The organism is Pseudomonas sp. USHLN015 (genome assembly GCF_037153275.1).
Classification (GTDB): domain Bacteria; phylum Pseudomonadota; class Gammaproteobacteria; order Pseudomonadales; family Pseudomonadaceae; genus Metapseudomonas; species Metapseudomonas tohonis.
Genome location: NZ_JBBCKP010000002.1, coordinates 480,538 through 505,497 on the forward strand (window position 1 = coordinate 480,538; position 24,960 = coordinate 505,497).

22 protein-coding genes are annotated in these 24,960 nt (G+C 67.4%); 16 read left to right on the top strand and 6 right to left on the bottom strand.

Annotated features, from left to right (window positions below; genetic code table 11):
• Positions 1-19: 19 nt before the first annotated feature.
• From WFQ67_RS05500 to WFQ67_RS05525, 6 genes are all read left to right on the top strand, one after another.
• Positions 20-2,722, top strand: coding sequence for a [protein-PII] uridylyltransferase (locus WFQ67_RS05500; RefSeq protein WP_337056349.1), 2,703 nt, complete (start codon positions 20-22; stop codon positions 2,720-2,722).
• 40 nt (positions 2,723-2,762) lie between these two features.
• Positions 2,763-3,956 carry a succinyldiaminopimelate transaminase gene (gene dapC / locus WFQ67_RS05505; RefSeq protein ID WP_213625916.1) on the top strand — a complete coding sequence of 398 codons (1,194 nt, stop codon included), beginning with the start codon at positions 2,763-2,765 and terminating at the stop codon, positions 3,954-3,956.
• A 152-nt stretch (positions 3,957-4,108) separates the two neighbouring features.
• Entirely contained in the window at positions 4,109-4,456 is a 348-nt protein-coding gene (locus tag WFQ67_RS05510; RefSeq protein ID WP_213625917.1) for an ArsC family reductase, read from the top strand.
• A gap of 78 nt (positions 4,457-4,534) precedes the next feature.
• Positions 4,535-5,569 carry a 2,3,4,5-tetrahydropyridine-2,6-dicarboxylate N-succinyltransferase gene (gene dapD, locus WFQ67_RS05515; protein WP_213625918.1) on the top strand — a complete coding sequence of 345 codons (1,035 nt, stop codon included), beginning with the start codon at positions 4,535-4,537 and terminating at the stop codon, positions 5,567-5,569.
• Between the two features lie 75 nt (positions 5,570-5,644).
• Positions 5,645-6,850, top strand: a complete 1,206-nt coding sequence (locus WFQ67_RS05520) for an aminotransferase class V-fold PLP-dependent enzyme (protein WP_337056350.1) — start codon at positions 5,645-5,647, stop codon at positions 6,848-6,850.
• Entirely contained in the window at positions 6,847-7,251 is a 405-nt protein-coding gene (locus WFQ67_RS05525) for a SufE family protein (protein ID WP_337056351.1), read from the top strand. The genes WFQ67_RS05520 and WFQ67_RS05525 overlap by 4 nt, the downstream gene beginning before the upstream one ends.
• A gap of 199 nt (positions 7,252-7,450) precedes the next feature.
• Here the strand turns inward: WFQ67_RS05525 and tcdA are convergent, their stop codons facing one another.
• Positions 7,451-8,254, bottom strand: coding sequence for a tRNA cyclic N6-threonylcarbamoyladenosine(37) synthase TcdA (tcdA, locus tag WFQ67_RS05530; protein ID WP_213625921.1), 804 nt, complete (start codon positions 8,252-8,254; stop codon positions 7,451-7,453).
• A gap of 153 nt (positions 8,255-8,407) precedes the next feature.
• Between tcdA and WFQ67_RS05535 the strand changes: the two genes are divergently transcribed.
• From WFQ67_RS05535 to WFQ67_RS05555, 5 genes are all read left to right on the top strand, one after another.
• Positions 8,408-9,556 (top strand): iron-containing alcohol dehydrogenase, encoded by a 1,149-nt coding sequence (locus WFQ67_RS05535; RefSeq protein ID WP_337056352.1) that lies wholly within the window; start codon positions 8,408-8,410, stop codon positions 9,554-9,556.
• Positions 9,557-9,777: 221 nt separating this feature from the next.
• Complete coding sequence (locus WFQ67_RS05540) at positions 9,778-12,369, top strand: glycosyltransferase (RefSeq protein WP_173176188.1); 2,592 nt, start codon at positions 9,778-9,780, stop codon at positions 12,367-12,369.
• Between the two features lie 94 nt (positions 12,370-12,463).
• Positions 12,464-13,603 carry a succinyl-diaminopimelate desuccinylase gene (dapE, locus tag WFQ67_RS05545; protein WP_337056353.1) on the top strand — a complete coding sequence of 380 codons (1,140 nt, stop codon included), beginning with the start codon at positions 12,464-12,466 and terminating at the stop codon, positions 13,601-13,603.
• A 2-nt stretch (positions 13,604-13,605) separates the two neighbouring features.
• On the top strand, positions 13,606-14,409 hold the full coding sequence (locus tag WFQ67_RS05550; protein WP_337056354.1) for a putative RNA methyltransferase: 804 nt from the start codon (positions 13,606-13,608) through the stop codon (positions 14,407-14,409).
• Positions 14,410-14,418: 9 nt separating this feature from the next.
• Positions 14,419-14,790 (top strand): hypothetical protein, encoded by a 372-nt coding sequence (locus tag WFQ67_RS05555; protein WP_111261685.1) that lies wholly within the window; start codon positions 14,419-14,421, stop codon positions 14,788-14,790.
• Positions 14,791-14,859: 69 nt separating this feature from the next.
• On the opposite strand, the gene WFQ67_RS05560 is transcribed toward WFQ67_RS05555, so the two are convergent.
• The 5 genes from WFQ67_RS05560 to WFQ67_RS05580 all read right to left on the bottom strand — a co-directional run bounded on the left by WFQ67_RS05560 (position 14,860) and on the right by WFQ67_RS05580 (position 19,884).
• Positions 14,860-15,069 (bottom strand): cold-shock protein, encoded by a 210-nt coding sequence (locus WFQ67_RS05560; RefSeq protein ID WP_111261686.1) that lies wholly within the window; start codon positions 15,067-15,069, stop codon positions 14,860-14,862.
• A gap of 329 nt (positions 15,070-15,398) precedes the next feature.
• Entirely contained in the window at positions 15,399-16,379 is a 981-nt protein-coding gene (locus tag WFQ67_RS05565) for a DUF4340 domain-containing protein (RefSeq protein WP_337056355.1), read from the bottom strand.
• Positions 16,380-16,392: 13 nt separating this feature from the next.
• Complete coding sequence (locus WFQ67_RS05570; RefSeq protein ID WP_173176169.1) at positions 16,393-18,228, bottom strand: GldG family protein; 1,836 nt, start codon at positions 18,226-18,228, stop codon at positions 16,393-16,395.
• Position 18,229: 1 nt separating this feature from the next.
• A complete protein-coding gene (locus WFQ67_RS05575) occupies positions 18,230-18,964 on the bottom strand; it encodes an ABC transporter permease subunit (RefSeq protein ID WP_337056356.1) in 735 nt (244 codons plus the stop codon).
• Entirely contained in the window at positions 18,961-19,884 is a 924-nt protein-coding gene (locus WFQ67_RS05580; RefSeq protein WP_213625928.1) for an ABC transporter ATP-binding protein, read from the bottom strand. The genes WFQ67_RS05575 and WFQ67_RS05580 overlap by 4 nt, the downstream gene beginning before the upstream one ends.
• A 227-nt stretch (positions 19,885-20,111) precedes the next feature.
• Here WFQ67_RS05580 and plsB point away from each other — a divergent pair, with 227 nt between their 5' ends.
• The 5 genes from plsB (at position 20,112) to WFQ67_RS05605 (ending at position 24,725) form a co-directional block, all read left to right on the top strand.
• Entirely contained in the window at positions 20,112-22,610 is a 2,499-nt protein-coding gene (plsB, locus tag WFQ67_RS05585; protein ID WP_213625929.1) for a glycerol-3-phosphate 1-O-acyltransferase PlsB, read from the top strand.
• Positions 22,611-22,774: 164 nt separating this feature from the next.
• Positions 22,775-23,038 carry a hypothetical protein gene (locus tag WFQ67_RS05590; protein ID WP_213625930.1) on the top strand — a complete coding sequence of 88 codons (264 nt, stop codon included), beginning with the start codon at positions 22,775-22,777 and terminating at the stop codon, positions 23,036-23,038.
• Positions 23,035-23,535, top strand: a complete 501-nt coding sequence (locus WFQ67_RS05595; RefSeq protein WP_337056357.1) for a hypothetical protein — start codon at positions 23,035-23,037, stop codon at positions 23,533-23,535. Before WFQ67_RS05590 ends, WFQ67_RS05595 begins: the two co-directional genes overlap by 4 nt.
• Before the next feature lie 83 nt (positions 23,536-23,618).
• Positions 23,619-24,017, top strand: coding sequence for a YbaY family lipoprotein (locus tag WFQ67_RS05600; protein ID WP_213625932.1), 399 nt, complete (start codon positions 23,619-23,621; stop codon positions 24,015-24,017).
• Positions 24,018-24,047: 30 nt separating this feature from the next.
• A complete protein-coding gene (locus WFQ67_RS05605; RefSeq protein WP_111261695.1) occupies positions 24,048-24,725 on the top strand; it encodes a DUF4197 domain-containing protein in 678 nt (225 codons plus the stop codon).
• The last annotated feature ends 235 nt before the right edge of the window (positions 24,726-24,960 follow it).

The window sequence follows — 24,960 nt, forward strand, 5'->3', positions numbered from 1 at the left end:
GATATAAGGAAGGCGACCGATGCCGCAGGTGGATCCCGAACTGTTCGACCGCGGCCAGTTCCAGGCCGAACTGGCGCTGAAATCCAGCCCCATCGCCGCCTTCAAGAAAGCCATCCGCCAGGCCAAGGAAGTCCTCGACACCCGCTTCGCCAATGGCCGCGACATCCGCCGCCTGGTCGAGGACCGCGCCTGGTTCGTCGACCAGATCCTGCGCGCCGCCTGGGAGCGCTTCGACTGGAGCGAGGACGCCGACATCGCCCTGCTGGCGGTCGGCGGCTACGGCCGTGGCGAGCTGCACCCCTACTCGGACATCGACCTGCTGATCCTCCTGGACAGCGCCGACCATGAGACCTTCCGCGAATCCATCGAAGGCTTCCTCACCCTGCTCTGGGACATCGGCCTGGAAGTCGGGCAGAGCGTGCGCTCGGTGGACGAATGCGCCGAGGAGGCCCGCGCCGACCTGACGGTGATCACCAACCTGATGGAAAGCCGCACCATAGCCGGCCCGGAAAGCCTGCGCAGGCGCATGCAGGACGTCACCAGCCCCGAGCGCATGTGGCCGAGCAAGGACTTCTTCCTCGCCAAGCGCCAGGAGCGCAAGGCCCGCCACGCCAAGTACAACGACACCGAATACAACCTGGAACCCAACGTGAAGGGTTCCCCCGGCGGCCTGCGCGACATCCAGACCATCCTCTGGGTCGCCCGCCGCCAGTTCGGCAGCCTCAACCTGCACGCCCTGGTCAAGGAAGGCTTCCTCGTGGAGAGCGAATGCAGCGTGCTCGCCTCCAGCCAGGAGTTCCTCTGGAAGGTGCGCTACGCCCTGCACATGCTCGCCGGCCGCGCCGAGGACCGCCTGCTGTTCGACCACCAGCGCAAGCTGGCTGGCCTGCTGGGCTTCCAGGGCGACGACGCCAAGCAGGCCATCGAGCACTTCATGCAGAAGTACTACCGCGTGGTGATGGGCGTCGCCGAGCTCAGCGACCTGATCAACCAGCACTTCGAGGAAGTCATCCTGCGCAGCGCCGGCTCCTCGCCCGCGCAACCGCTGAACAGCCGCTTCCAGCTGCGCGACGGCTACATCGAAGTCACCCATCCCAACGTCTTCAAGCGCACCCCCTTCGCCCTGCTGGAGATCTTCGTGCTGATGGCCCAGCACCCGGATATCAAGGGCGTGCGCGCCGACACCATCCGCCTGCTGCGCGACAGCCGCCACCTCATCGACGACGACTTCCGCAGCGACATCCGCAACACCAGCCTGTTCATCGAGCTGTTCAAGTCGTCCCAGGGCATCCACCGCAACCTGCGGCGGATGAACCGCTACGGCATCCTCGGCCGCTACCTGCCAGAGTTCGGCCACATCATCGGGCAGATGCAGCACGACCTGTTCCACATCTATACGGTCGACGCCCACACGCTCAACCTGATCAAACACCTGCGCAAGCTGAAGTGGCCGGAGCTGGCGGAGAAATTCCCCCTCGCCAGCAAGGTCATCGACAAGCTGCCCAAGCCCGAGCTGATCTACATCGCCGGCCTCTACCACGACATTGGCAAGGGCCGCGGCGGCGACCATTCCGAGCTCGGCGCCGTCGACGCCGAAGCCTTCTGCGCCCGCCACCAGCTGCCGGCCTGGGACTCGCGCCTGGTCACCTGGCTGGTGCAGAACCACCTGGTGATGTCCACCACCGCCCAGCGCAAGGACCTCTCCGACCCGCAGGTGATCTTCGACTTCGCCCAGCTGGTGGGCGACCAGACTCACCTCGACTACCTCTACGTGCTCACCGTGGCCGACATCAACGCCACCAACCCGAGCCTGTGGAACTCCTGGCGCGCCAGCCTGCTGCGCCAGCTCTACACCGAGACCAAGCGCGCCCTGCGCCGCGGCCTGGAGAACCCGCTGGACCGCGAAGAGCAGATCCGCCAGACCCAGACCGCCGCCATCGACATCCTCGTGCGCAACGGCATCGACCAGGACGATGCCGAGCAGCTCTGGTCCCAGCTCGGCGACGACTACTTCCTGCGCCATACCGCCAACGACGTCGCCTGGCACACCGAAGCCATCCTCCAGCACCCGGCCGGCAACGACCCGCTGGTGCTGATCAAGGAAACCACCCAGCGCGAGTTCGAGGGTGCCACCCAGATCTTCATCTACGCCCCCGACCAGCACGACTTCTTCGCCGTGACCGTGGCCGCGATGAGCCAGCTCAACCTCAACATTCACGACGCGCGGATCATCACCTCCACCAGCCAGTTCACCCTCGACACCTACATCGTGCTCGACACCGCCGGCGGCTCCATCGGCGACAACCCGGCCCGGGTGAAGGAAATCCGCGAGGGCCTGATCGGAGCGCTGAAGAACCCCGACGAGTACCCGGCCATCATCCAGCGCCGCGTGCCGCGCCAGCTCAAGCACTTCGCCTTCCCGCCCCAGGTGACCATCTCCAACGATGCCCAGCGCCCGGTCACCGTGCTCGAAGTGATCGCACCCGACCGCCCCGGCCTGCTGGCGCGCATCGGGCGCATCTTCCTCGACTTCGACCTGTCGCTGCAGAACGCCAAGATCGCCACCCTCGGCGAGCGGGTGGAAGACGTGTTCTTCGTCACCGACGCCGACAACCAGCCCCTGGCCGACCCCGAGCTCTGCCAGCGCCTGCAGGCGGCCATCGTCTCGCAGCTGTCCGAAGCCAACGCCCAGGGCATTGACCCCACCCGAATCAGTATCTGAGCGCGCCCGTGCAGCCGCTCGCAGTAGCCAGGAACGACGCATGAACGACGCTCTGAACCACCTGCAGCCCTACCCCTTCGAGAAGCTCCGCGCCCTGCTCGGCGGCGTGCAACCGGCCGACAAGAAGGCCATCGCCCTGTCCATCGGCGAACCCAAGCACCGCTCGCCGGACTTCGTCGCCAAGGCCCTGGCCGACAGCCTCGACCAGATGGCCGTGTACCCCACCACCCTGGGCGTCCCCGCCCTGCGCGAAGCCATCGCCGCCTGGTGCGAGCGGCGCTTCAAGGTGCCCGCCGGCTGGCTCGACGCCGCCCGCCACGTGCTGCCGGTCAACGGCACCCGCGAGGCGCTGTTCGCCTTCACCCAGACCGTGGTCAACCGCGCCGACCAGGGCCTGGTCGTCAGCCCGAACCCCTTCTACCAGATCTATGAAGGCGCGGCCCTGCTGGCCGGCGCCGAGCCGCACTACCTGCCGTGCCTCGCCGAGAACGGCTTCAATCCCGACTTCGACGCCGTGCCGGCCGAGGTCTGGCAGCGCTGCCAGATCCTCTTCCTCTGCTCCCCGGGCAACCCCACCGGCGCCCTGGTCCCGGTCGAGCAACTGAAGAAGCTGATCGCCCTGGCCGACGAGCATGACTTCGTCATCGCCGCCGACGAGTGCTACAGCGAACTGTACTTCGACGAAGCCAACCCGCCGGCCGGCCTGCTCACCGCCTGCGCCGAGCTGGGCCGCAGCGACTTCGCCCGCTGCGTGGTGTTCCACAGCCTGTCCAAGCGCTCCAACCTGCCGGGCCTGCGCTCCGGCTTCGTCGCCGGTGACGCCGCCATCCTCAAGGCCTTCCTGCTGTACCGCACCTACCACGGCTGCGCCATGCCCGTGCAGACCCAACTGGCCAGCATCGCCGCCTGGAACGACGAAGCCCACGTGCGCGCCAACCGCGACCTGTACCGCGAGAAATACGACGCCGTGCTCGACATCCTCGGCGGCGTGCTCGACGTGCAACGCCCGGACGGCGGCTTCTACCTGTGGGCCAAGACCCCGGTGGACGACCAGACCTTCACCCGCGACCTCTTCGCCCGCGAGCACGTCACCGTGGTGCCGGGCTCCTACCTCTCCCGCGAAGTGAACGGCTTCAACCCCGGCGCCGGTCGCGTGCGCATGGCCCTGGTCGCACCGCTCGCCGAGTGCATCGAAGCCGCCGAGCGCATCCGCGACTTCGTCCGCAGCCTCTGAGCCCAGGGCCCGCCAGGCGGGCCTTTCGGCCCTGACGACACGGGGCGCCGCTCCGGCGCCCCATCGGGCAATCCCGCGTGGCATAATCGCCGACCGACGTCGCGCGGCCACTGGCTGCGCGGCCCTTGCCTCACGTGAATCCGAGCTGCCCCATGACCATCACCCTCTACGGCATCAAGGCCTGCGACACCATGAAGAAAGCCCGTACCTGGCTCGACGAGCAGGGCGTGAGCTACGACTTCCACGATTACAAGACCGCCGCCATCGACCGCGCCAATCTGCAGAAATGGTGTGCCGAACACGGTTGGGAAACCGTCCTCAACCGTGCCGGCACCACCTTCCGCAAGCTCGATGACGCGCAGAAGGCCGATCTCGACCAGGACAAGGCCATCGAACTGATGCTCGCCCAGCCGTCGATGATCAAGCGCCCGGTGCTCGACCTGGGCAACCGCACCCTGGTCGGCTTCAAGCCCGATCTCTACGCCGCCGCGTTCAATTGAGCGACCCCGGACGCGGCACAGCCCGGCAAGCCATCGACCGGACCGCCTGATCCAACCTATTCAGCAAGAGGAATTCCCATGTCCACCCAACTCTTCAGCGTCGCTTTCGGCGTCGGCACCCAGAACCGCCAGGGCAACTGGCTGGAAGTCTTCTACGCCCAGCCCCTGCTCAAGCCCGCCGCGCAACTGGTCGAGGCCATCACCCCGATCCTCGGCTACAGCGCCGGCAACCAGGCCATCGCCTTCACCAATACCCAGGCCGCCGACCTGGCCACCGCCCTGAAGGAAATCGACCCGGCCCAGTCCGCCCTGCTGACCCGCCTGGCCGAGAGCCAGAAGCCGCTGGTCGCCACCCTGCTGGCCGAAGACGCCGCCCTGACCTCCACCCCCGAGGCCTACCTCAAGCTGCACCTGCTGTCCCACCGCCTGGCCAAACCCCACGGCCTGAACCTGACCGGCATCTTCCCGCTGCTGCCCAACGTCGCCTGGACCAGCCACGGCGCCGTCGACCTCGCCGAACTGGCCGAGCGCCAGCTGGAAGCGCGCCTGAAGGGCGAGCTGCTGGAAGTCTTCTCCGTGGACAAGTTCCCGAAGATGACCGACTACGTGGTCCCCGCCGGCGTGCGCATCGCCGACAGCGCCCGCGTGCGCCTGGGGGCGTACGTGGGTGAAGGCACCACCGTGATGCACGAGGGCTTCATCAACTTCAACGCCGGCACCGAAGGCCCGGGCATGATCGAAGGCCGCGTCTCCGCAGGCGTCTTCGTCGGCAAGGGTTCGGACCTGGGCGGCGGCTGCTCCACCATGGGCACCCTGTCCGGTGGCGGCAACATCGTCATCGCCGTAGGCGAAGGCTGCCTGATCGGCGCCAACGCCGGCATCGGCATCCCGCTGGGCGACCGCAACATCGTCGAAGCCGGCCTGTACATCACCGCCGGCACCAAGGTCGCCCTGCTGGACGACCAGAACGCCCTGGTGAAAGTGGTCAAGGCCCGCGACCTGGCCGGCCAGCCCGACCTGCTGTTCCGCCGCAACTCGCAGAACGGCGCCGTCGAGTGCAAGACCAACAAGACCGCCATCGAGCTGAACGAAGCGCTGCACGCGCATAACTGACAGGAGCAGCGCCAAGCTGCAAGCCGCAAGCGGTGCCCCCTTGCGGTTCCGCTTGCAGCTTGAAGCTTGTGGCTTATGGCTCTTACCTCTCCCTGGCGCTCCGACTTCCCCGCCCTCTCGGCCCTCGACGCCGAGGGGCAGACCTACCTCGACAGCGCCGCCACCTCGCAGAAGCCCCAGGTCGTGCTCGACGCCCTGCTCGGCTACTACGCCAGCGGGGCGGCCAATGTGCACCGCGCCCAGCACCTGCCGGGCGAGCGCGCCACGCGGGCCTTCGAAGGCAGCCGTACGCGCGTCGCCCACTGGCTGAACGCCGCCCATCCGGCGCAGATCGTCTTCACCCGGGGCGCCACCGAGGCGTTCAACCTGCTGGCCTATGGGCTGGAGCGGCAGTTCGCACCTGGCGAGCGCATCGTCATCAGCGCCCTGGAACACCACGCCAACCTGTTGCCCTGGCAGCAACTGGCGCGCCGCCGCCAGCTCGAGCTGGTGGTGCTGCCCCTGGATGCACGCGGTGACATCGACCTCGACCAGGCACGCCGGCTGATCGACTCCCGCACCTGCCTGCTGGCCGTCAGCCAGCTGTCCAACGTGCTCGGTCGCTGGCAACCCCTCGGCGAACTGCTGGCCATGGCCCGCCAGCAAGGCGCGCTGACCGTGGTGGATGGCGCGCAGGGCGTGGTGCATGGCCGCCATGACGTGCAGGCCCTGGGCTGCGACTTCTATGTATTCTCCGGTCACAAGCTCTACGGGCCGGAAGGCGTCGGCGTGCTCTACGGCAAGGCGGACGCCCTCGCCCGCCTCGATCACTGGCAGTTCGGCGGCGAGATGGTCCATCGCGCCGACTACCACGACGCCGACTTCCATGGCGCCCCGCTCGGCTTCGAAGCCGGCACCCCGGCCATCGCCCCGGTGATCGGGCTCGGCGCCGCGCTCGACTACCTCGGCAGCCTCGACGCCGCCGCCGTCATCGCCCACGAGACCGTGCTCCACGCCAAGCTCATGGCCGGCCTCGCCGCCCGCGACGGCGTGCGCCTGGTGGGCGATCCCCAGGTGGCGCTCGCCTGCTTCGGCGTCGATGGCGTGCACAACGCCGACCTCGCCCACCTGCTCACCGAACAGGGCATCGCCGTGCGCGCCGGGCACCACTGCGCCATGCCGCTCTACAAGGGGCTCGGCCTCGGCGGGGCGATCCGCGTGTCGCTCGGCCTCTACAACGACAGCGCCGACCTAGAGCGCCTCTTCGTTGCCCTGGACAAAGCCCTGGAGCTGCTGCGATGAGCCTGCCACACGCAGCCGCCGAAGCCCTCGCCGCCTTCACCGATGCCGGCAGCTGGGAACAGCGCGCCCGCCTGCTGATGCAGTGGGGCGAACGCCTGGAGCCCCTGAGCGACGCCGAGCGCAGCGAAGCCAACCGCGTGCACGGTTGCGAGAGCCAGGTCTGGCTGGTGGAGGAGATAAAGGAAGGGCGCCGCCACTTCCGCGCCGCCAGCGATGCGCGGCTGATCCGCGGCCTGCTGGCCGTGCTGCTGGTGCGCGTCCAGGGCCTGCCGGCGCAAGAGCTGGCCACCCTCGATCTTGCCGACTGGTTCACCCAGCTCGGCCTCGCCCGCCAGCTTTCACCGTCCCGCAGCAACGGCCTCAAGGCCGTGCTCGAACGGATGCGCAAGACCGCGCCGTGAAGGGCGGGTCAATGAATCCGCTCGCGCCCGTAGGAGCGAGCTCTGCTCGCGAAGCCTTTGCCCGGTTGCCCGGGCTCACCCCACCATCGAAGCCGCCGGCAACCCCGTTGGTGGATGGAAGAGCGCCATCCACCCTACGCAGCGACGGCCCTCCGCGTGGGAGCGAATTCATTCGCGATGAAGCCCTCGAAATAGCGCCTTAACCCGCCACCCGCTCCGACGGCCGCCGCGCACCGGCCACCAGCTTGTCCACCGTCTTCGCCGCAGCGGCCATGCCGAAGCTGGCGGTGACCATCATCACCGCGCCGAAGCCACCGGCGCAGTCCAGCTTCACACCCTCGCCGACGAAGCTCTTCTGCTGGCACACCGAACCGTCGGGCTTGGGGTAGCGCAGCTGTTCGGTGGAGAACACGCAGGGCACGCTGTAGGTGCGCCCCGGCGTGCGGGAGAAGTTGTAGTCACGGCGCAGCATGGAGCGCACCTTGGCCGCCAGCGGATCGTTGAAGGTCTTGTTCAGGTCGGTGACCTGGATCTGCGTCGGGTCCACCTGGCCTCCGGCGCCGCCGGTGGTGACGATCTGGATCTTGCGCCGCTTGCACCAGGCGATCAGCGCCGCCTTGGCCGCCACGCTGTCGATGCAGTCGATCACCGCATCCAGCTCCGGGGTGATGTACTCGGCCATGGTCTCGCGGGTGACGAAGTCCGCCACCGCGTGCACCACGCAGGCCGGGTTGATGGCGCGGATGCGTTCGGCCATCACCTCCACCTTGGCCCGCCCCACGGCGCCCTCGATGGCATGCACCTGGCGGTTGGTGTTGGTGATGCAGACATCGTCCAGGTCGAACAGCGAGATCTCGCCCACGCCGGACCGCGCCAGCGCCTCGGCCGCCCAGGAACCGACCCCGCCGATGCCGACCACCGCCACGTGCGCCGCCTGCAGGCGCGCCGCGCCCTCCAGCCCATAGAGGCGGGCGATGCCACCGAAACGTTCGTCTGTACTCATGCCTCGCTCCCAACTCGCCAGCCACCTGGCCGGGCGCGCATTATAGGAAGCGTCGACCGCCATCCCAAGCCCGACGCCGCTGAATGGCGGGCCATAGATCGCCCCGCAGCCCTCCAGCGCTATAGTCGGCCGATAACAAAAAGGGAGCCCAGCATGCGCAACTTCAGCTTCTACAACCCTACCCGCATCCACTTCGGCGAAGGCCAGATCGACAAGCTAGCCCGGGAGATCCCCGCCGGCAGCCGGGTGCTGGTCACCCACGGCGGCGGCAGCATCTTCCAGAACGGCGTCTGGCAGCAGGTGGAGCAGGCGCTGGCCGGCTACACCCTCACCCGCTTCGCCGGCATAGAGGCCAACCCGCAGTTCGACACCCTGGTGAAGGCGGTGGAGCTGGGCCGTCGCGAAGGCTGCGACTTCATCCTGGCCGTCGGCGGCGGCTCGGTGATCGACGGCAGCAAGTTCATCGCCGCCGCGCTGTGCCACGCAGGCGACCCGCTCGACCTGCTCACCGGCACCCGGGCCAAGGCGGCCCTGCCCCTGGGCTGCGTGCTGACCCTCGCCGCCACCGGTTCGGAGAGCAACCCCCACGGCGTGGTCACCCACGTGGCGCGCCAGGAGAAGCTGCCCTTCTCCAGCCCGCTGCTGTATCCGCGCTTCGCCATCCTCGACCCGCGCACCACCTTCAGCCTGCCGGCCCGGCAGATCGGCAACGGCGTGGTCGACGCCTTCGTCCACACCCTGGAGCAGTACCTCACCTACCCCGCCGATGCGCCCCTGCAGGACCGCCAGGCCGAAGGCCTGCTCATCACCCTGATAGAGGAAGGCCCCAAGGCCCTGGCCAACCCCGAGGACTACGCGGTGCGCGCCAACCTCATGTGGTGCGCCACCCAGGCGCTCAACGGCCTGCTCGGCTGCGGCGTCCCGCAGGACTGGGCGACCCACATGATCGGCCACGAACTCACCGCGCTGTATCACCTCGACCACGCCCAGACCCTGGCCGTGGTGCTGCCGGCCATGCTGGCGGAACGGCGCGAGCCCAAGCGCGCCAAGCTGATCCAGTACGCCGAGCGCGTCTGGGGCATCGAGGGCGACGAGGAGGCGAAGATCGACGGCGCCATCGCCGCCACCCGCGACTTCTTCCAGGCCCTGGGCGTGCCCACCCGCCTCGCCGACCACGGGCTGGACGCCGAGGCCATCCCCCAGGTGCTGGCGCAGCTGCAGCGCCACGGCATGACCGCCCTCAGCGAACGCCGCGACCTCGACCTGGACGCCAGCGAGCGCATCCTGCTGCGTGCGCTGTAGTCCGCGTCATATCGGGCCCGACACTAAGCCCCCGGCGGGCCCGGCAAATCCCCGCGAACTTCTCCGCCCCCCCAGGGACAAAGCCTGTGTGCAATGGCCGGCGGGCACGGCTATCGTTCGTACACAATCTATACAGTCGCCGGACGCCGGAGTAGCATGCGCGCCGACCAGCGCTCGCTGGCGCTATCTCCCCGTTCCACGCTTCGGAACCTGAAATCCCTATGCCATCGCGTAAATTTGGACTCAACCTGGTGGTCTTCGTGGCGGTCGCCGCGTTGTTCACCGGAATCTGGGCGCTCTACAACCGTCCCGTCAGCGCTCCGGACTGGCCGGAGCAGATCTCCGGCTACTCCTACTCGCCGTTCCGCGTGGACCAGAACCCGCAGCAGAACCGCTACCCCACCGACGAGCAGATCCGTGAAGACCTGGAACTGCTGAGCAAGCAGACCGACAACATCCGCACCTACTCGGTGGACGGCACCCTGGCCGACATCCCGCGCATCGCCGAGGAGTTCGGCCTGCGCGTGACCCTCGGCATCTGGATCAGCCCGGACGAGGCGCGCAACGAGCGCGAGATCACCAAGGCCATCGAGATCGCCAACACCTCGCGCAGCGTCGTCCGCGTGGTGGTGGGCAACGAAGCGCTGTTCCGCCGCGAGATCAGCCGCAAGGACCTTTCCGTCTACCTCGACCGCGTACGCGCCGCGGTGAAAGTGCCGGTGACCACCTCCGAGCAGTGGCACATCTGGCTGAAGTACCCGGAGCTGGCCAACCACGTCGACCTGATCGCCTCCCACGTCCTGCCCTACTGGGAATTCATCCCCATGGAGGACTCCACCCAATTCGTGCTCGACCGCGCCAAGGACCTGAAGAAGGCCTTCCCGAAGAAGCCGCTGCTGCTGTCCGAAGTGGGCTGGCCGAGCAACGGCCGCATGCGCGGCGGTGCCGATGCCTCCCAGGCCGACCAGGCCATCTACCTGCGCACCCTGGTCAACGCCCTCAACGCCCAGGGCTACAACTACTTCGTGATCGAAGCCTTCGACCAGCCGTGGAAGGCCAGTGACGAAGGCTCGGTGGGCGCCTACTGGGGGGTCTGGAACCTCGAGCGCCAGCCCAAGTTCAACTTCGAAGGCCCGGTGATCGCCATCCCGCAATGGCGCATGCTGGCCGTCGCCTCGGTGGTCATGGCCCTGCTGGCCCTGGCCCTGATGCTCATCGACGGCAGCGCCCTGCGCCAGCGCGGCCGCACCTTCCTCACCTTCGTCGCCTTCGCCGGCGGCTCGGTGCTGGTGTGGATCGCCTACGACTACAGCCAGCAGTACAGCACCTGGTTCAGCCTCACGGTCGGGGTGCTCCTGGGCATCGGTGCCCTGGGCGTGTTCATCGTGCTGCTGACCGAGGCCCACGAACTGGCCGAGGCGGTCTGGGTGCGCTCGCGCCGCCGGCCTTTCCTGCCGGTGATCGGCGACTCGGCCTACCGGCCCAAGGTGTCGATCCACGTGCCCTGCTACAACGAGCCGCCGGAGATGGTCAAACAGACCCTCGACGCCCTCGCCGCACTCGACTATCCGGACTACGAAGTCCTGATCATCGACAACAACACCAAGGACCCGGCGGTCTGGGAGCCGGTGCAGGCCTATTGCGAACAGCTCGGCCCGCGCTTCCGCTTCTTCCACGTGGCCCCGCTCGCCGGCTTCAAGGGCGGCGCGCTGAACTACATCCTGCCGCACACCGCCCCCGACGCCGAAGTCGTGGCGGTTATCGACTCCGACTACTGCGTGAACCCCAACTGGCTCAAGCACATGGTCCCGCACTTCGCCGATCCGTCGATCGCCGTGGTGCAGTCGCCGCAGGACTACCGCGACGGCAAGGAAAACACCTTCAAGAAGCTCTGCTACGCCGAGTACAAGGGCTTCTTCCACATCGGCATGGTGACCCGCAACGACCGCAACGCGATCATCCAGCACGGCACCATGACCATGATCCGCCGCACCGTGATGGACGAACTGCAATGGGCCGACTGGACCATCTGCGAGGACGCCGAGCTCGGCCTGCGCGTGTTCGAGAAGGGCTACGCCGCCGCCTACGCCCATGACAGCTTCGGCCAGGGCCTGATGCCGGACACCTTCATCGACTACAAGAAGCAGCGTTTCCGCTGGGCCTACGGCGCCATCCAGATCATGAAGGGGCACGCGCGCAGCCTGTTCCTGGGCAAGGACTCCGAGCTCAAGCGTGGCCAGCGCTACCACTTCATCGCCGGCTGGCTGCCGTGGATCGCAGACGGCCTGAACATCTTCTTCACCATCGGTGCGCTGCTCTGGTCGGCCGCGATGATCATCGTGCCGCAGCGGGTCGACCCGCCGCTGCTGATCTTCGCCATCCCGCCGCTGGCGCTATTCTTCTTCAAGGTGGCGAAGATCGTGTTCCTCTACCAGCGCGCCGTCGGCGTCAACCTGAAGGACGCGTTCTGTGCCGCGGTGGCGGGCCTGGCCCTGTCGCACACCATCGCCAAGGCGGTGCTGTACGGCTTCTTCACCACCAGCATCCCGTTCTTCCGCACGCCGAAGATGCGCAGCAACCACGGCCTGATGATGGCCCTGGCCGAAGCCCGCGAAGAGGTCTTCGTGATGCTCCTGCTGTGGGGCGCGGCCATCGGCATCGGCATCGTCCAGGGCCTGCCCAGCGCCGACGTGAAGTTCTGGGTGGCCATGCTGCTGGTGCAGTCGCTGCCCTACCTCGCCGCGCTGATCATGGCGCTGCTCTCCTCGGCGCCCAAGCCGCTGGAGCACCCCCAACAGGAAGCTGCGGCCTGACCCGCAGCGGGTGACCTAAACGGCGGCCAATGGCCGCCGTTTATGTTTTAAGATGTCGTCCTTTTCACGCCTTGCCGCCTTTCCGGAGCCCCGCATGACCGCCCTGTCCCCCACCCTCGAGCTCGCCTGCGACCTCATCCGCCGCCCCTCGGTCACACCGGTCGACGAAGGCTGCCAGGAGCTGATGATGCGCCGCCTGGATGCCGTCGGCTTCCGCATCGAGCGCATGCGCATCGAGGACGTGGAGAACTTCTGGGCCATCCGTGGCGGCGAAGGCCCCGTGCTGTGCTTCGCCGGCCATACCGACGTGGTCCCGACCGGCCCGCTGCAGGCCTGGCAGCACCAGCCCTTCGACGCCAAGATCGACGAACACGGCATGCTGTGCGGCCGCGGCGCCGCGGACATGAAGGGCAGCCTCGCGTCGATGATCATCGCCGTCGAGCGCTTCGTCGCCGCGCACCCGGGCCACAAGGGCGCCATCGCCTTCCTCATCACCAGCGACGAGGAAGGCCCTGCGCACCATGGCACCAAGGCCGTGGTCGAGCGCCTGGCCGCCCGTGGCGAGCGCCTGGACTGGTGCATCGTCGGCGAGCCCTCCAGCACCACCCTGGTGGGCGACGTGGTGAAGAACGGTCGCCGTGGCTCCCTTGGCGCCACCCTCACCGTGCGCGGCGTGCAAGGGCACGTGGCCTACCCGCACCTGGCGAAGAACCCGATCCACCTGGCCGCCCCGGCCCTGGCGGAACTCGCCGCCGAACACTGGGACGACGGCAATGCCTTCTTCCCGCCGACCAGCTTCCAGGTCTCCAACCTCAATGCCGGCACCGGCGCCACCAACGTGATCCCCGGCGAGCTGGTGGCGGTGTTCAACTTCCGCTTCTCCACCGAGTCCACGGTCGAAGGCCTGCAGCAGCGGGTCAACGCCATCCTCGACAAGCACGGCCTGGACTATCACGTGGAGTGGGCCCTGTCCGGCCTGCCGTTCCTCACCGAACCGGGCGAACTGCTCGACGCGGTGGCCGCCAGCATCAAGGCGGTGACTGGTCGCGAGACCACGCCCTCCACCAGCGGCGGCACCTCCGACGGACGCTTTATCGCCACCATGGGCACCCAGGTGGTGGAACTCGGCCCGGTCAACGCCACCATCCACCAGGTCAACGAGCGCGTGCTGGCCAGCGACCTCGACCTGCTGAGCGACATCTACGAACAGACCCTCGTGCGACTGCTGGCCTGATCATGCTCACCTGCCCCATCTGCCAGGCGCCGCTGTCCACCCTGGACAACGGCGTCGCCTGCCCGGCCAACCACCGCTTCGACCGCGCCCGCCAGGGTTACCTGAACCTGCTGCCGGTGCAGCACAAGAACAGCCGTGACCCGGGTGACAACGCCGCCATGGTCGAGGCCCGCCGGCGCTTCCTCGAAGGCGGCCACTACGCGCCGCTGGCCGCGCGCCTGGCCCAGCTGGCTGCAGGACGCAGCCCGGCGCGCTGGCTGGATATCGGCTGCGGCGAGGGCTACTACACCGCGCAGATCGCCGACGCCCTGCCCACCGCCGATGGCTATGGCCTGGACATATCCCGCGAGGCGGTGAAGCGCGCCTGTCGCCGCGCCCCCGGCCTGACCTGGCTGGTGGCGAGCATGGCCCGCGTGCCCCTGGCCGACGCCAGCTGCCAGCTGCTGGCCAGCGTCTTCAGCCCGCTGGACTGGCAGGAAGCCCGCCGCCTGCTCGCCCCCGGCGGTGGCCTGCTGCGCATGGGCCCGACCCGCGGCCACCTGATGCAGCTGCGCGAACGCCTCTATGACGAGGTGCGCGACTACGACGACGAGAAGCACCTGTCGCTGATCCCAGAGGGCATGACGCTGGCCCACAGCGAAACCCTCGAGTTCGACCTGCACCTGGCCAGCAGCGAGGCCCGTGCCGACCTCCTCGCCATGACGCCCCACGGCTGGCGCGCCAGCTCCGAACGCCGTGCCGCCGTGATCAAGGATGCCTTCGAAGTGACGGTCTCCATACGCTACGATTGGATCGTCAGAAACTAGGACCCCGCCATGCGCCAACCCGATATCGAGATCTACCTGAAGGACGCCGACCAGGATGCCGTCGCCACCTGGCTGGCGCAGGCCCTGGGCCCCTGCTCGCCCTGGCAGCAGAAGGGACAGACCTTCAAATGCGACGCCGGTGGCGTTCCCGTGACCTGGCTGCCGCGCGCCGTGGGCAAGTGGCACAGCCTACTGCTGGAAAGCGACACGACGCCCTGGGAGGACGACCTCGGCTGCGCGCTGGCGGCCTTCGCCGCACTGGGTGTGGAAATCCGCTGCGCACCGGGCGGCTGGCAGGAAGAGGAAGGCGAGGAAGATGCAGATCGCTGGATCAAGGTCAACGCCGCAGGCGCCAACGAGTTCATCTGGCGCACCGAATAGGCGCAGCGCCCGGCGCGGTATCGCAGAAAACAAAAGGCCCGTCATCGACGGGCCTTTTGTCTGGAGTCGTCAGACTCTGGAGACGTCTTCCGCCTGCAGGCCTTTCTGCCCCTGGATCACCGCGAATTCCACTTTCTGGCCTTCGACCAGGGAACGGTGCCCCTCGCCGCGGATAGCACGGTAGTGAACGAATACATCCGGACCGCTTTCGCGCTGAATGAATCCATAGCCTTTAGCGTCATTGAACCACTTGACGGTTCCGACCTCACGATCAGCCATTACTACTCTCTCCAAACTCGCAATTTTTGTTGTTTGCCTCTTATTCAAGAGGCTTGGACGGTTAGGCAAGGACGTTCTTCTTCTTATATCCGACCGCAGTCCAGAGAGGCGTGGGCGGGTATTACGAATGGCGTTCTTTTAACCACCGCGACCGGAGTATACGACAGGAAATGCTACAGAAAAGCACTTTTTTCCGGCACCGTGAAAGGGCCGGCTGGCAGGGCTTCCACGCCCTTTTATGGGTCTTTCGGGTCACATAATGGGGCACTCCCGGAGCCGACGAAAAGCAACTTGCAAACGCCTGTCGCCCGCCCCGGTAGTTGCCTTCGTCACTTCGCTGAAATGAGGTCTTCGAGCGTCTTCGCCAACGCCTGGTATTGGAACGCCTCGATGCGATAAGCCCAGTCGAGACGCCCCGCTACTTGTTCGCCGTCGAACTTTTCCTTGCGTTTCAACTGCATCCAGTACTGCTCGCCCTGCGCCTGGACCACGCCCTCGAGCTGGCCACCGGCGAAGTTCTGCAGGCTGAACTGCAGCAGCGGCCTGTCCTTGAACTGCACCTGATCCAGCGGTGCGGCATCGGCGAACTCCAGGCTGGCGAACAGCGTCGCCATGCCGTTGGCCGCTGCCTCGTAGGCCAGCTTGCGACCGGCCGGCAATTGGCGGACCTTGAGGTTCGGCTCGCCCTCGGCGTCGCGATAGACCGTCAGCGCCTTGCCCTGGCGGAGGGTCACCTCCACCTGGCGCACGCTGTCGAACGGGATGCGGGTGATACGCCGTTCCAGCCAGCCGAGCTCGGTCTCCGGCATCACGATGCGCCGGTCGACCAGCCAGCTCTGTGCCTGGCCGGCCAGGCGTACCAGCTGCCCCTTGCCCTGCTGGCCGGGCTTGCCCACCAGCAACGCCTGCTCGGGCAGGCGTTCGCCCTGGAGCGTCACGCGGATGCCCTGGCCCTCGCCCTTGTCCGCCAGACCGAGCTGGCCGTGCAGCTCGCCCCTGGCGGTGCGCGCCTCCACCTCACGGGCCTCGCCCAGCGCCCTCAGCAGGTCGGCGACTGGCTTGGCGGCCGCCGGGTAGCCAGCCTTGTCGGGCAACGTCCAGACGCCGTCCTGGCGTGCCAGACGCAGCACCGGCTGGCCGGGGCGCTGCACCTCGATGCGCTCCACCTCGGCGAGCCGGCCCTGCAGTGCCGGCAGCAGCGGCGACGGCCCCTTGGCCGCCAGCGGCTCGGGGGTCCGGTGCAGGCCGACATAGGCCAGCACCAGGGCAATGGCCACGAGGGCCAGGAACAACAGGGCCTTGCGTCCCATCAGGCTTCTCTCCTCAGGCCCGGCGACGACGCCAGAACCACAGCAGCAGTACGCCCAAGGTCAGTACCAGCGGCACCAGGGCGATGTTGATGAACTTGAGGGTACGGCCGAGCTTCTCGATATCGGCGTTGAGCTGGTAGTTGACCTCGCGCAGCTCCTTGCGGATACGCACCTTCTCCTGCATGAACTGCTGCAGGGTGGCCTGCTGTTCGGGGGTCAGCTCCAGGGCCTTGGTCGGGTCCTGGTTCTTCTGCAGGCTGGCCAGCTTCTCCTCGGTGTCGGCCAGGCGCTGCTGCAGCACCTGCTCCTGCTCGCGGAAGCGTGTTTCCGCCTCGCGCTGCAGCGACTCGACCACGGTGAAGGGCCGGGTGAAGCGGCCACGGGAGCGCACGCTGATCAGCGCCTCTGAACCGGCGAGGTTGTCCAGGGCGTTGATGGCGAAGCCGGAGTTGTCGGCCCAGGGTTGCGGCACGCGCTGGCCGAAGAAGTCCTGCACCTGCACCCACATGCGGTCGCTGAGCATGTCGGTGTCGGCGACCACGATGACGTTGATGTTGTCCGCCGACTTGAGCCCGTCCTTGCGACCCTCGATGCCATCGGGGAAAGCGCTTTGCGCCGGCCCGCCGATCCGCGCGGCGATGGCGTAGCGATCACCACTGGGCTTGAGCTCGCGCATCAGCACGTCGGGGTTGCGCAGCATGGCGAAACGCTCGGCGTCGAAGGGCATGGCGTACTCCGAGCTCTGGATCAGCGGCGCGAAGTGGGTCTTCGCCCCCTCCAGCGGGCGCAGGATGCCGGCCGTGGCGACGGTGACCGTCTCCAGGTTCGCGGTGGCGATGTCGCTGGCGTCCAGGGCTTTCTTCGGCAGGCTCAGCCAACCGACGTGACGCGCCGGACGCTGGCCCTCGCCCATGCTCACCGACATGGCGTAGGCACCATCACCCACCACCTTGCCGGGCACCATCTCCAGGCCCCAGGCCTTGAACAGCTCGGGAAGGTCGGAGGCCTTGTCCTCGCCCCCCATTTCGCCGGGCATCTGCATGCCGTGGTCGGCTTCGCTGTAGGGGTCGACGAAGACCAGCAGCTTGCCGCCGCGCAGGACGAACTGGTCGATGGCGTACCGGGTCTGCTGCGGCAGGTTCTTCGGGTGCACCAGCAACAGCACCGAGACCTTGTCGGGAATCTGGTCGACGCTGGGCTTGACGCTCTCGATCTGGAACAGCTGGCGGATCTCCTCCATCACCATCCAGGGCTGGCTTGGCTGGCGGGTCTGCATGTCGAAGCCACCGTTGATGGGCAGCCCCGACATGACCCCGACCACGGGCCGCTGCGGCTTGGCCAGGCTCTGCACCAGGCGGCTGATCTCGTATTCGAGGAACTCCTCCTGGTCGAGCGGGAAGAACGGGATGATCTGCCGGTCATCGACCGCGTTGGTGCCGGCCAGGCCGAAGTAGATCGAGTCGCCGCCCTGCTGCAGCGGGATCGCCTGCAGGCCGAATTCGGCTGCCTTGTCCTCGTCCTCGGAGAAGGGCTCGGGATCCACGATGTGCAGCTTGATCTTGCCGTCCGCCGCCTGGGCGTAGGCCTTGAGCATCTCCTCCACGCGCTTGGCGTAGTTGCGCAGCACGACCAGGTCCTTGGCGGACTTGTCGGAGTAGAAGAAGTACAGGTTGATGGGCTCGTCCAGCTCCCCGAGGATCTGCCGGGTGCCGTCGGAGATGGTGTAGAGCTTCTGCTCGGTGAGGTCGAGCCGGGCGTTGGTCAGCGCCAGCCCGGAAACCATGTTGAACGCCAGGAAGGCCAGGGCGATGAGCAGCAGGCCGGCGCTGGAATACATCAGTTTCTTCATGTCAGTCGGCCTTCTTCAGATCGACCACCACGGCGGTGGCGGCCAGCCACGCGGCGATCAGGGTGACGAAATACAGCAGGTCGCGCGCATCGATCACGCCCTTGCTGATGGCCTCGAAGCGGGTCAGGAAGCTCAGCGAGGCGACCGCGTCCAGCAGCCATTGCGGGGCCCAGGCGCTGAAGGCGTCGAGCACCAGCGGGAAGCCGCTGACGATGAACAGGAAACACATGACCACGGCGAGGATGAAGGCGATCACCTGGTTCTTGGCCAGGGCCGACATGCACGAGCCGATGGCCAGGTACGCCCCCGCCAGCAGCCAGCTGCCGATGTAGCCGGTGACGATGGCGCCGTTGTCCGGCTCGCCCAGGTAGTTGACGGTGAGCACCATGGGGAAGGTCAGCAGCAGCGCCAGGCCGGCAAAGACCCAGGCAGCGAGGAACTTGCCGGTGACCGCCTCGAAGCGGGTGATCGGCAGGGTCATCAGCAGCTCAATGGAGCCGGACTTGCGCTCCTCCGCCCACAGGCGCATGGCGATGGCCGGCACCAGGAACAGGTAGAGCCAGGGGTGGAAGTTGAAGAAGGGCGCCAGGCTCGCCTGGCCGCTCTCGAAGAAACCGCCCAGGTAGAAGGTGAAGACCCCGGACAGCACCAGGAAGATCACGATGAACACATAGGCCAGCGGCGTGGCGAAGTAGCTCGCCAGCTCGCGCTTGAATATGACCGGCAACTGCTTCATGCCGCTTCTCCCCGGGTCAGGCTGCGGAACACTTCATCCAGGCGGCCCCGCTCGACATCCAGCTCCTTGACCTTCCAGCCACGCTGGTGGATCAGTTGGTTGACCTGCGGGAAGATCACCTCGCCGGGCTTGGCCAGCACCGTCAGGCCGCCGCCCAGGGGGTTCTCCTCGACACCGGCGACGCCCGGCAGTACCGCCAGGGCCAGCGCATCCAGGGGCTCGTCGGCCACCAGGGTCACCGCCTGGTGGTAGCGCGAACGGCTCTCCAGCTCATACGGCGTGCCATCGGCCACCAGCTTGCCGGCGGCGATCACCACCGCGCGGGTGCACACCGCCGCCACCTCTTCGAGGATGTGGGTGGAAATGATCACGATCTTGTCCTGCGCCAGGCTCTGGATCAGTTGCCGCACCTGGTGCTTCTGGTTGGGATCGAGGCCATCGGTGGGCTCGTCGAGGATCAGCACGCGCGGATCGTGGAGGATGGCCTGGGCCAGCCCCACGCGGCGCTTGAAGCCCTTGGACAGAGTCTCGATGGACTGCCCCAGGACCTTGTCCAGCTCCACCAGGCCGGCGGCGCGGGACACCCGCTCCCGCTTCTCGGCACCGCGGAAGCCGCGCACCTCGGCGATGAATTCGAGGAAGCCGCGCACCGTCATGTCGCCATAGCAGGGCGCACCCTCGGGCAGGTAGCCGATCTGCCGCTGGGCCTTGAGGGTCTGGGTCTGGACGTCGAAGCCGAGGACGGTCGCGGTGCCGGAGGTCGGCGCGAGGAACCCGGTGAGCATCTTCATGGTGGTGGACTTGCCGGCGCCGTTCGGGCCGAGGAAGCCGAGCACTTCCCCCGGCTCGACGCCGAAGGACAGGCCGTCGACGACGGTGTGCTGTGCGAAACGCTTGGTCAGTTGTTTTATTTCGATCATGGCCTCTACCCCAAAGGGAAAAGCCCCCGGCCATGCGGGCCGCGGGGGCCTTGCAAACGCCGGCGGAATATAAGGAGTCCCCCAGCGGCAATGCAAGACAGCAGAAGATTCCGCAAGTTTCGCGATCAGCCCCTCGATTTCGGACAGTCAGAGGCTTTTTGCGACCCGGTGGCGAATACGGCAAACTAGCCGCCCCGAGCATTCGCTCGTTCGACTACAGACTTCGTATGACCCGCTCGCCCTTCCGCCGCCTGGCCTTCGGTACCCTGCGCCGCCTCCTCTACCTGTGGGTGCGCTCGGAGACCATCAACCAGTCCGCCTTCACCCTCAAGCTCGACCGCAGCAAGCCGGTGCTCTATGTGCTCCAGCAACCCTCGGCCAGCGACCTGGCGGTGGTGGACCGGGAATGCACCAAGGCCGGACTGCCCCGCCCGGTGCTGCCGGTGGCGGTGGGGGACACCCTGGAACCCGCGGCCTTCTTCTACCTGACCCCCGAGCCCGGCTGGTTCGGCGGCCAGGACAAGCGCGGCACCTCGCCCACCCTGGTGCGGGTGCTCGACGCCATCCAGCAGCACGCCGTGGATGACGCGCAGATCATTCCGGTCACCGTGTTCTGGGGCCAGTCCCCGGACCGCGAAACCAGCCCCTGGAAGCTGCTGTTCGCCGACAGCTGGGCCGTCACCGGACGCCTGCGCAAACTGGTCAGCATCCTCATCCTCGGGCGCAAGACCCGCGTGCAGTTCTCCGCCCCGATCCACCTGCGCGAGCTGATCGCCCAGGACAAGGGCCCGGAACGCACCCAGCGCATGGTGCAACGCATCCTGCGGGTGCACTTCCGCAACCAGAAGACCGCGGTAATCGGCCCGGACCTCTCCCATCGCCGCAACCTGGTGAAGGGGCTGGTGCACTCGGACCTGGTGCGCCAGGCCATCGCCGAGGAAGCCGAGCGCGAGAAGATCAGCCCGGCCAAGGCCGAGGCCCAGGCGCTGAAGTACGGCAACGAGATCGCCTCGGACTTCGCCTATACCGCCATCCGCTTCCTCGAAGTGGTGCTGTCCTGGTTCTGGAACAAGCTCTACGAGGGCATCAAGGTCAACCACATCGAAGGCGTGCAGGACATCGCCCAGGGCCACGAGGTCATCTACGTGCCCTGCCACCGCAGCCACATCGACTACCTGCTGCTCTCCTACCTGCTGTTCCGCAACGGCCTGACCCCGCCGCACATCGCCGCCGGCATCAATCTCAACATGCCGGTGATCGGCGGCCTGCTGCGCCGGGGCGGCGCCTTCTTCATGCGCCGCACCTTCAAGGGCAACCCGCTCTACACCGCGGTGTTCAACGAATACCTGCACACCCTGTTCAGCCGTGGCTTCCCGGTGGAGTACTTCGTCGAGGGCGGGCGTTCGCGCACCGGACGCATGCTCCACCCCAAGACCGGCATGCTGGCCATCACCCTGCGCAGCTTCTTGCGCTCCTCACGCCTGCCCGTGGTATTCGTCCCGGTCTACATCGGCTACGAACGCGTGCTGGAAGGCCGCACCTACCTGGGCGAGCTGCGTGGCGCGAGCAAGAAGAAGGAATCGATCTTCGACATCTTCAAAGTCATCGGCGCCCTGAAGCTGCGCTTCGGCAGCGTTGCGGTGAACTTCGGCGAGCCCATCAAACTGGCCGAGTTCCTCGACCAGGAGCAGCCCAACTGGCGTGAGCAGGAGCTGGGCCCGCAGTTCCGGCCGCAATGGCTCAACGAGACCACCAACCGCCTGGCCACCCGCGTCGCCCGCCACCTCAACGACGCGGCGGCGATCAACCCGGTCAACCTGGTCGCCCTGGCGCTGCTTTCCACCAGCCGCCTGGCGCTGGACGAACGTGCCCTCACCCGCGTGCTCGACCTCTACCTGGCCCTGCTGCGCGCAGTGCCCTACTCGCCCCACGCCACCCTGCCGGAAGGCGATGGCCAGGCGCTGATCCAGTACGTGCAGAGCATGAACCTGCTCGCCGAGCAGAAGGACGCCCTGGGCAAGATCCTCTACCTGGACGAGCAGAACGCCGTCCTGATGACCTACTACCGCAACAACGTGCTGCACATCTTCGCCCTGCCGGCGCTGCTCGCGAGCTTCTTCCAGAGCAGCGGACGCAGCAGCCGCGAGCAGATCCTGCGCTACACCCGCGCCCTTTACCCCTACCTGCAGGCCGAGCTGTTCATCCGCTGGAACCTGGACGAGCTGGACACCGTGGTCGACCAGTGGCTGGCCGCCTTCGTCGACCAGGGGTTGCTGAAGTTCGAGAACGACACCTACGTGCGTCCCGCACCCAGCTCGCGCCAGTTCGTGCTGCTGACCCTGCTCTCGCGTGCCATCGCCCAGACCCTGCAGCGCTTCTACATGGCCATCGCCCTGCTGCTCAACGCCGGGCAGAACCAACTGACGGCCGAAGAGCTCGAGGACCTGTGCACCGTGATGGCCCAGCGCCTGTCCATCCTCCACGGCCTCAACGCCCCGGAGTTCTTCGACAAGAGCCTGTTCCGCCACTTCATCCAGACCCTGCTCGACCAGCGCGTACTGCGCCAGGACGAAGCCGGCAAGCTCAGCTACCACCCCGCCCTGGGGGATCTTGCCGAGGGCGCCGCCAAGCGCGTGCTGCCGGCGGAGATCCGCCTGTCGATCCGCCAGGTCGCGCTGGAACGCCAGGGCGAAGCCGAGACCGAAGCGCCGGTCGACGCGGGTTGATCCCCTGGCCGGCCCCGCCCGGGGCCGACCCCCTCCTCCTCCGAACATTTAGGGAACTCGCCTACACGCCGCTGGGGAGCGTGCCGAACGGCCTCCTCGTGCCCGCTCAGTACCATGGCCGGCCTGCGCCCAGCAGGACTCCTTCCACGAGGACGATGCCGACCATGCTGCTCAGATCAATCCCCATCCAGAACGCCGACGGCCAGGCGCTCAACGCCGCCATCCTATGCTGTTTCGGGATCGCCGCCCTGGAGCGCGACTTCCTTCTCTATACCCTCGATGAACCCCAGCCCGGCCGCCGCTGCAAGGCCTACATCGCCGAACTCACCCTCCACCCCGAGGGCTACAGCCTGAACGCCATCGAGGACCACCACTGGAGCCAGGTGAAACGGGTGCTCAAGGCGCTGACCCGGGAGCGCTCCTCATGAGCCCGCGCCAGCACGCGCTGGAATTCCACCTGCTGAACCTCAAGGCGCTGCCGCTGATCCAGCCCCTGGAACCGAGCCGCGTGGAGGAGCACCGCACGGTGCTGCTCGACCGCGACGCGCTGGAGCGGCTCATGGCAGTCACCGGCAAGGCCCATCGCGAGCAGGAGCACGGCACCTGGAACATCGCCGCGGCGCCAGGCAAGGCCGCGCCGCCCGCGGCAAGCGGCCGCGCGGCGCACCTGCAGCGCCTGGAAAGCGAGCTCGTCCAGCGCATGGAGCGGCTCCAGCAACAGGCCCGCGAACTGGCCAGGCGCGAAGCGGAACTGGAGCGCCGGGAATCCAGCCTGGCCGAGCGCGAGGCGGCGCAGCGCCAGCGTGGCCGGAGCATGGCGCAGCGACTGGAGCAACTGGTCAGCGCCCAGCGGCGCCTCCGGGAACTCAGCCGCGCGCTGCAGGAGCGAGCGCCGGTCTCGAAGGCCTACACCGACGGTGGATGATCCGAACCGGGCGCACGGGTGCTGTACCCCCGCGCCCTCGCTTCTATAGTGTGTCTATCGCCGCCAACGGACCACGAGGCCCCATGAAATCGCCCAGCCTGCTGCTCGCCAGCGCCTTGCTCGTCGCCTGCACCACCGTCCAGCCACCGTCCCAGGAGCACCTGAACGGCGAGGTCTACTACCTGCAACGCAGCGCCCTGCCGCCGGACGCCACCTTGCGTGTCTCGCTGCAGGATGTCTCGCTGGCCGACGCCCCCGCCCGTGAACTGGCCTACCAGCAGGGCCGCGTCGAGGGGCAGGCGCCCCTGCCCTTCCAGCTCAGCTACGACCCGGCCAACCTGCAGCCCGGCCACAGCTACGCGGTGAGCGCCCGCATCGAGCGCGACGGCAAGCTGCTGTTCATCAGCACCGGGCGCCACTCGGTTAAACTCGACGGCAGCGACCCGCAGCCCCTGCGCATCAAGGTCGACGCCGTTCCCTGACAACCGCTTTCCCGCCACAAGGATGCCGCCATGTTCCGACTCACCACCCTGGTCGCCGGCCTCGCCCTCTCCGCCAGCGCCTTCGCCCTCTCCCTCAGCGACCTCAGCCAGCAGGACGCCAGTGGCGGCCTCAAGGACGCCCTCACCCAGGGCGCCAAGGTCGCCGTGCAGCAGCTCGGCAAGCCGGGCGGCTTCAGCGAGAACCCCGAGGTGCGCATCGAGCTGCCGGGCAAGCTCGGCAAGGCCGCCAAGACCATGAAGATGATGGGCATGGGTGCCCAGGTCGACCAACTGGAAGCCAGCATGAACAAGGCCGCCGAAGCGGCGGTGCCGGAAGCCCAGGCGCTGCTGGTGGACGCGGTGAAGAAGATGACCGTGCAGGACGCCAAGGGCATCCTCTCCGGCCCCGAGGATTCCGCGACCCAGTACCTGAACAAGACCAGCCGCGAACAACTGCGCGCCAGGTTCCTGCCCATCGTCAAGAAGGCGACCGACCAGGTCGGCCTGGCCAAGCAGTACAACAGCTTCGCCGGCCAGGCCGCGAGCTTCGGCGTGGTCGACGCCAAGAGCGCCAACATCGAGAGCTACGTGACCGAGGAAGCCCTCGACGGCCTGTTCAAGATGATCGCCGAGCAGGAGGCCAGCATCCGCAAGAACCCCGCTGCCGCAGCCACCGGCCTGGCGAAGAAGGTCTTCGGCGTGCTCTGAGCCTCGGCCCGAAACGAAAAAGCCCGGCCATGCGCCGGGCTTTTTCATGCATCCGTAGGTTGGCGCCGAGCGCAGCGAGGCCCAACGGACAAACATCCGAGACTGCCTAGTGGCCTGATCGCGAATGAATTCGCTCCCACAAAGGCAGGCTCATCACCGCTGTGCAGGGTGGAGGTCGCTCTTTACCTCCACCAGGCGGAGTCGAACGCGGCACAGGTTCATGCCTGGACTCCAC

What these genes read in the sequence shown, in the direction of transcription:
- WFQ67_RS05500 (WP_337056349.1), top strand. Translation starts at nt 20, where the DNA reads ATGCCGCAGGTGGATCCCGAACTGTTCGACCGCGGCCAGTTCCAGGCC.
- dapC (WP_213625916.1), top strand. Translation starts at nt 2,763, where the DNA reads ATGAACGACGCTCTGAACCACCTGCAGCCCTACCCCTTCGAGAAGCTC.
- WFQ67_RS05510 (WP_213625917.1), top strand. Translation starts at nt 4,109, where the DNA reads ATGACCATCACCCTCTACGGCATCAAGGCCTGCGACACCATGAAGAAA.
- dapD (WP_213625918.1), top strand. Translation starts at nt 4,535, where the DNA reads ATGTCCACCCAACTCTTCAGCGTCGCTTTCGGCGTCGGCACCCAGAAC.
- WFQ67_RS05520 (WP_337056350.1), top strand. Translation starts at nt 5,645, where the DNA reads ATGGCTCTTACCTCTCCCTGGCGCTCCGACTTCCCCGCCCTCTCGGCC.
- WFQ67_RS05525 (WP_337056351.1), top strand. Translation starts at nt 6,847, where the DNA reads ATGAGCCTGCCACACGCAGCCGCCGAAGCCCTCGCCGCCTTCACCGAT.
- tcdA (WP_213625921.1), bottom strand. Translation starts at nt 8,254, where the DNA reads ATGAGTACAGACGAACGTTTCGGTGGCATCGCCCGCCTCTATGGGCTG.
- WFQ67_RS05535 (WP_337056352.1), top strand. Translation starts at nt 8,408, where the DNA reads ATGCGCAACTTCAGCTTCTACAACCCTACCCGCATCCACTTCGGCGAA.
- WFQ67_RS05540 (WP_173176188.1), top strand. Translation starts at nt 9,778, where the DNA reads ATGCCATCGCGTAAATTTGGACTCAACCTGGTGGTCTTCGTGGCGGTC.
- dapE (WP_337056353.1), top strand. Translation starts at nt 12,464, where the DNA reads ATGACCGCCCTGTCCCCCACCCTCGAGCTCGCCTGCGACCTCATCCGC.
- WFQ67_RS05550 (WP_337056354.1), top strand. Translation starts at nt 13,606, where the DNA reads ATGCTCACCTGCCCCATCTGCCAGGCGCCGCTGTCCACCCTGGACAAC.
- WFQ67_RS05555 (WP_111261685.1), top strand. Translation starts at nt 14,419, where the DNA reads ATGCGCCAACCCGATATCGAGATCTACCTGAAGGACGCCGACCAGGAT.
- WFQ67_RS05560 (WP_111261686.1), bottom strand. Translation starts at nt 15,069, where the DNA reads ATGGCTGATCGTGAGGTCGGAACCGTCAAGTGGTTCAATGACGCTAAA.
- WFQ67_RS05565 (WP_337056355.1), bottom strand. Translation starts at nt 16,379, where the DNA reads ATGGGACGCAAGGCCCTGTTGTTCCTGGCCCTCGTGGCCATTGCCCTG.
- WFQ67_RS05570 (WP_173176169.1), bottom strand. Translation starts at nt 18,228, where the DNA reads ATGAAGAAACTGATGTATTCCAGCGCCGGCCTGCTGCTCATCGCCCTG.
- WFQ67_RS05575 (WP_337056356.1), bottom strand. Translation starts at nt 18,964, where the DNA reads ATGAAGCAGTTGCCGGTCATATTCAAGCGCGAGCTGGCGAGCTACTTC.
- WFQ67_RS05580 (WP_213625928.1), bottom strand. Translation starts at nt 19,884, where the DNA reads ATGATCGAAATAAAACAACTGACCAAGCGTTTCGCACAGCACACCGTC.
- plsB (WP_213625929.1), top strand. Translation starts at nt 20,112, where the DNA reads ATGACCCGCTCGCCCTTCCGCCGCCTGGCCTTCGGTACCCTGCGCCGC.
- WFQ67_RS05590 (WP_213625930.1), top strand. Translation starts at nt 22,775, where the DNA reads ATGCTGCTCAGATCAATCCCCATCCAGAACGCCGACGGCCAGGCGCTC.
- WFQ67_RS05595 (WP_337056357.1), top strand. Translation starts at nt 23,035, where the DNA reads ATGAGCCCGCGCCAGCACGCGCTGGAATTCCACCTGCTGAACCTCAAG.
- WFQ67_RS05600 (WP_213625932.1), top strand. Translation starts at nt 23,619, where the DNA reads ATGAAATCGCCCAGCCTGCTGCTCGCCAGCGCCTTGCTCGTCGCCTGC.
- WFQ67_RS05605 (WP_111261695.1), top strand. Translation starts at nt 24,048, where the DNA reads ATGTTCCGACTCACCACCCTGGTCGCCGGCCTCGCCCTCTCCGCCAGC.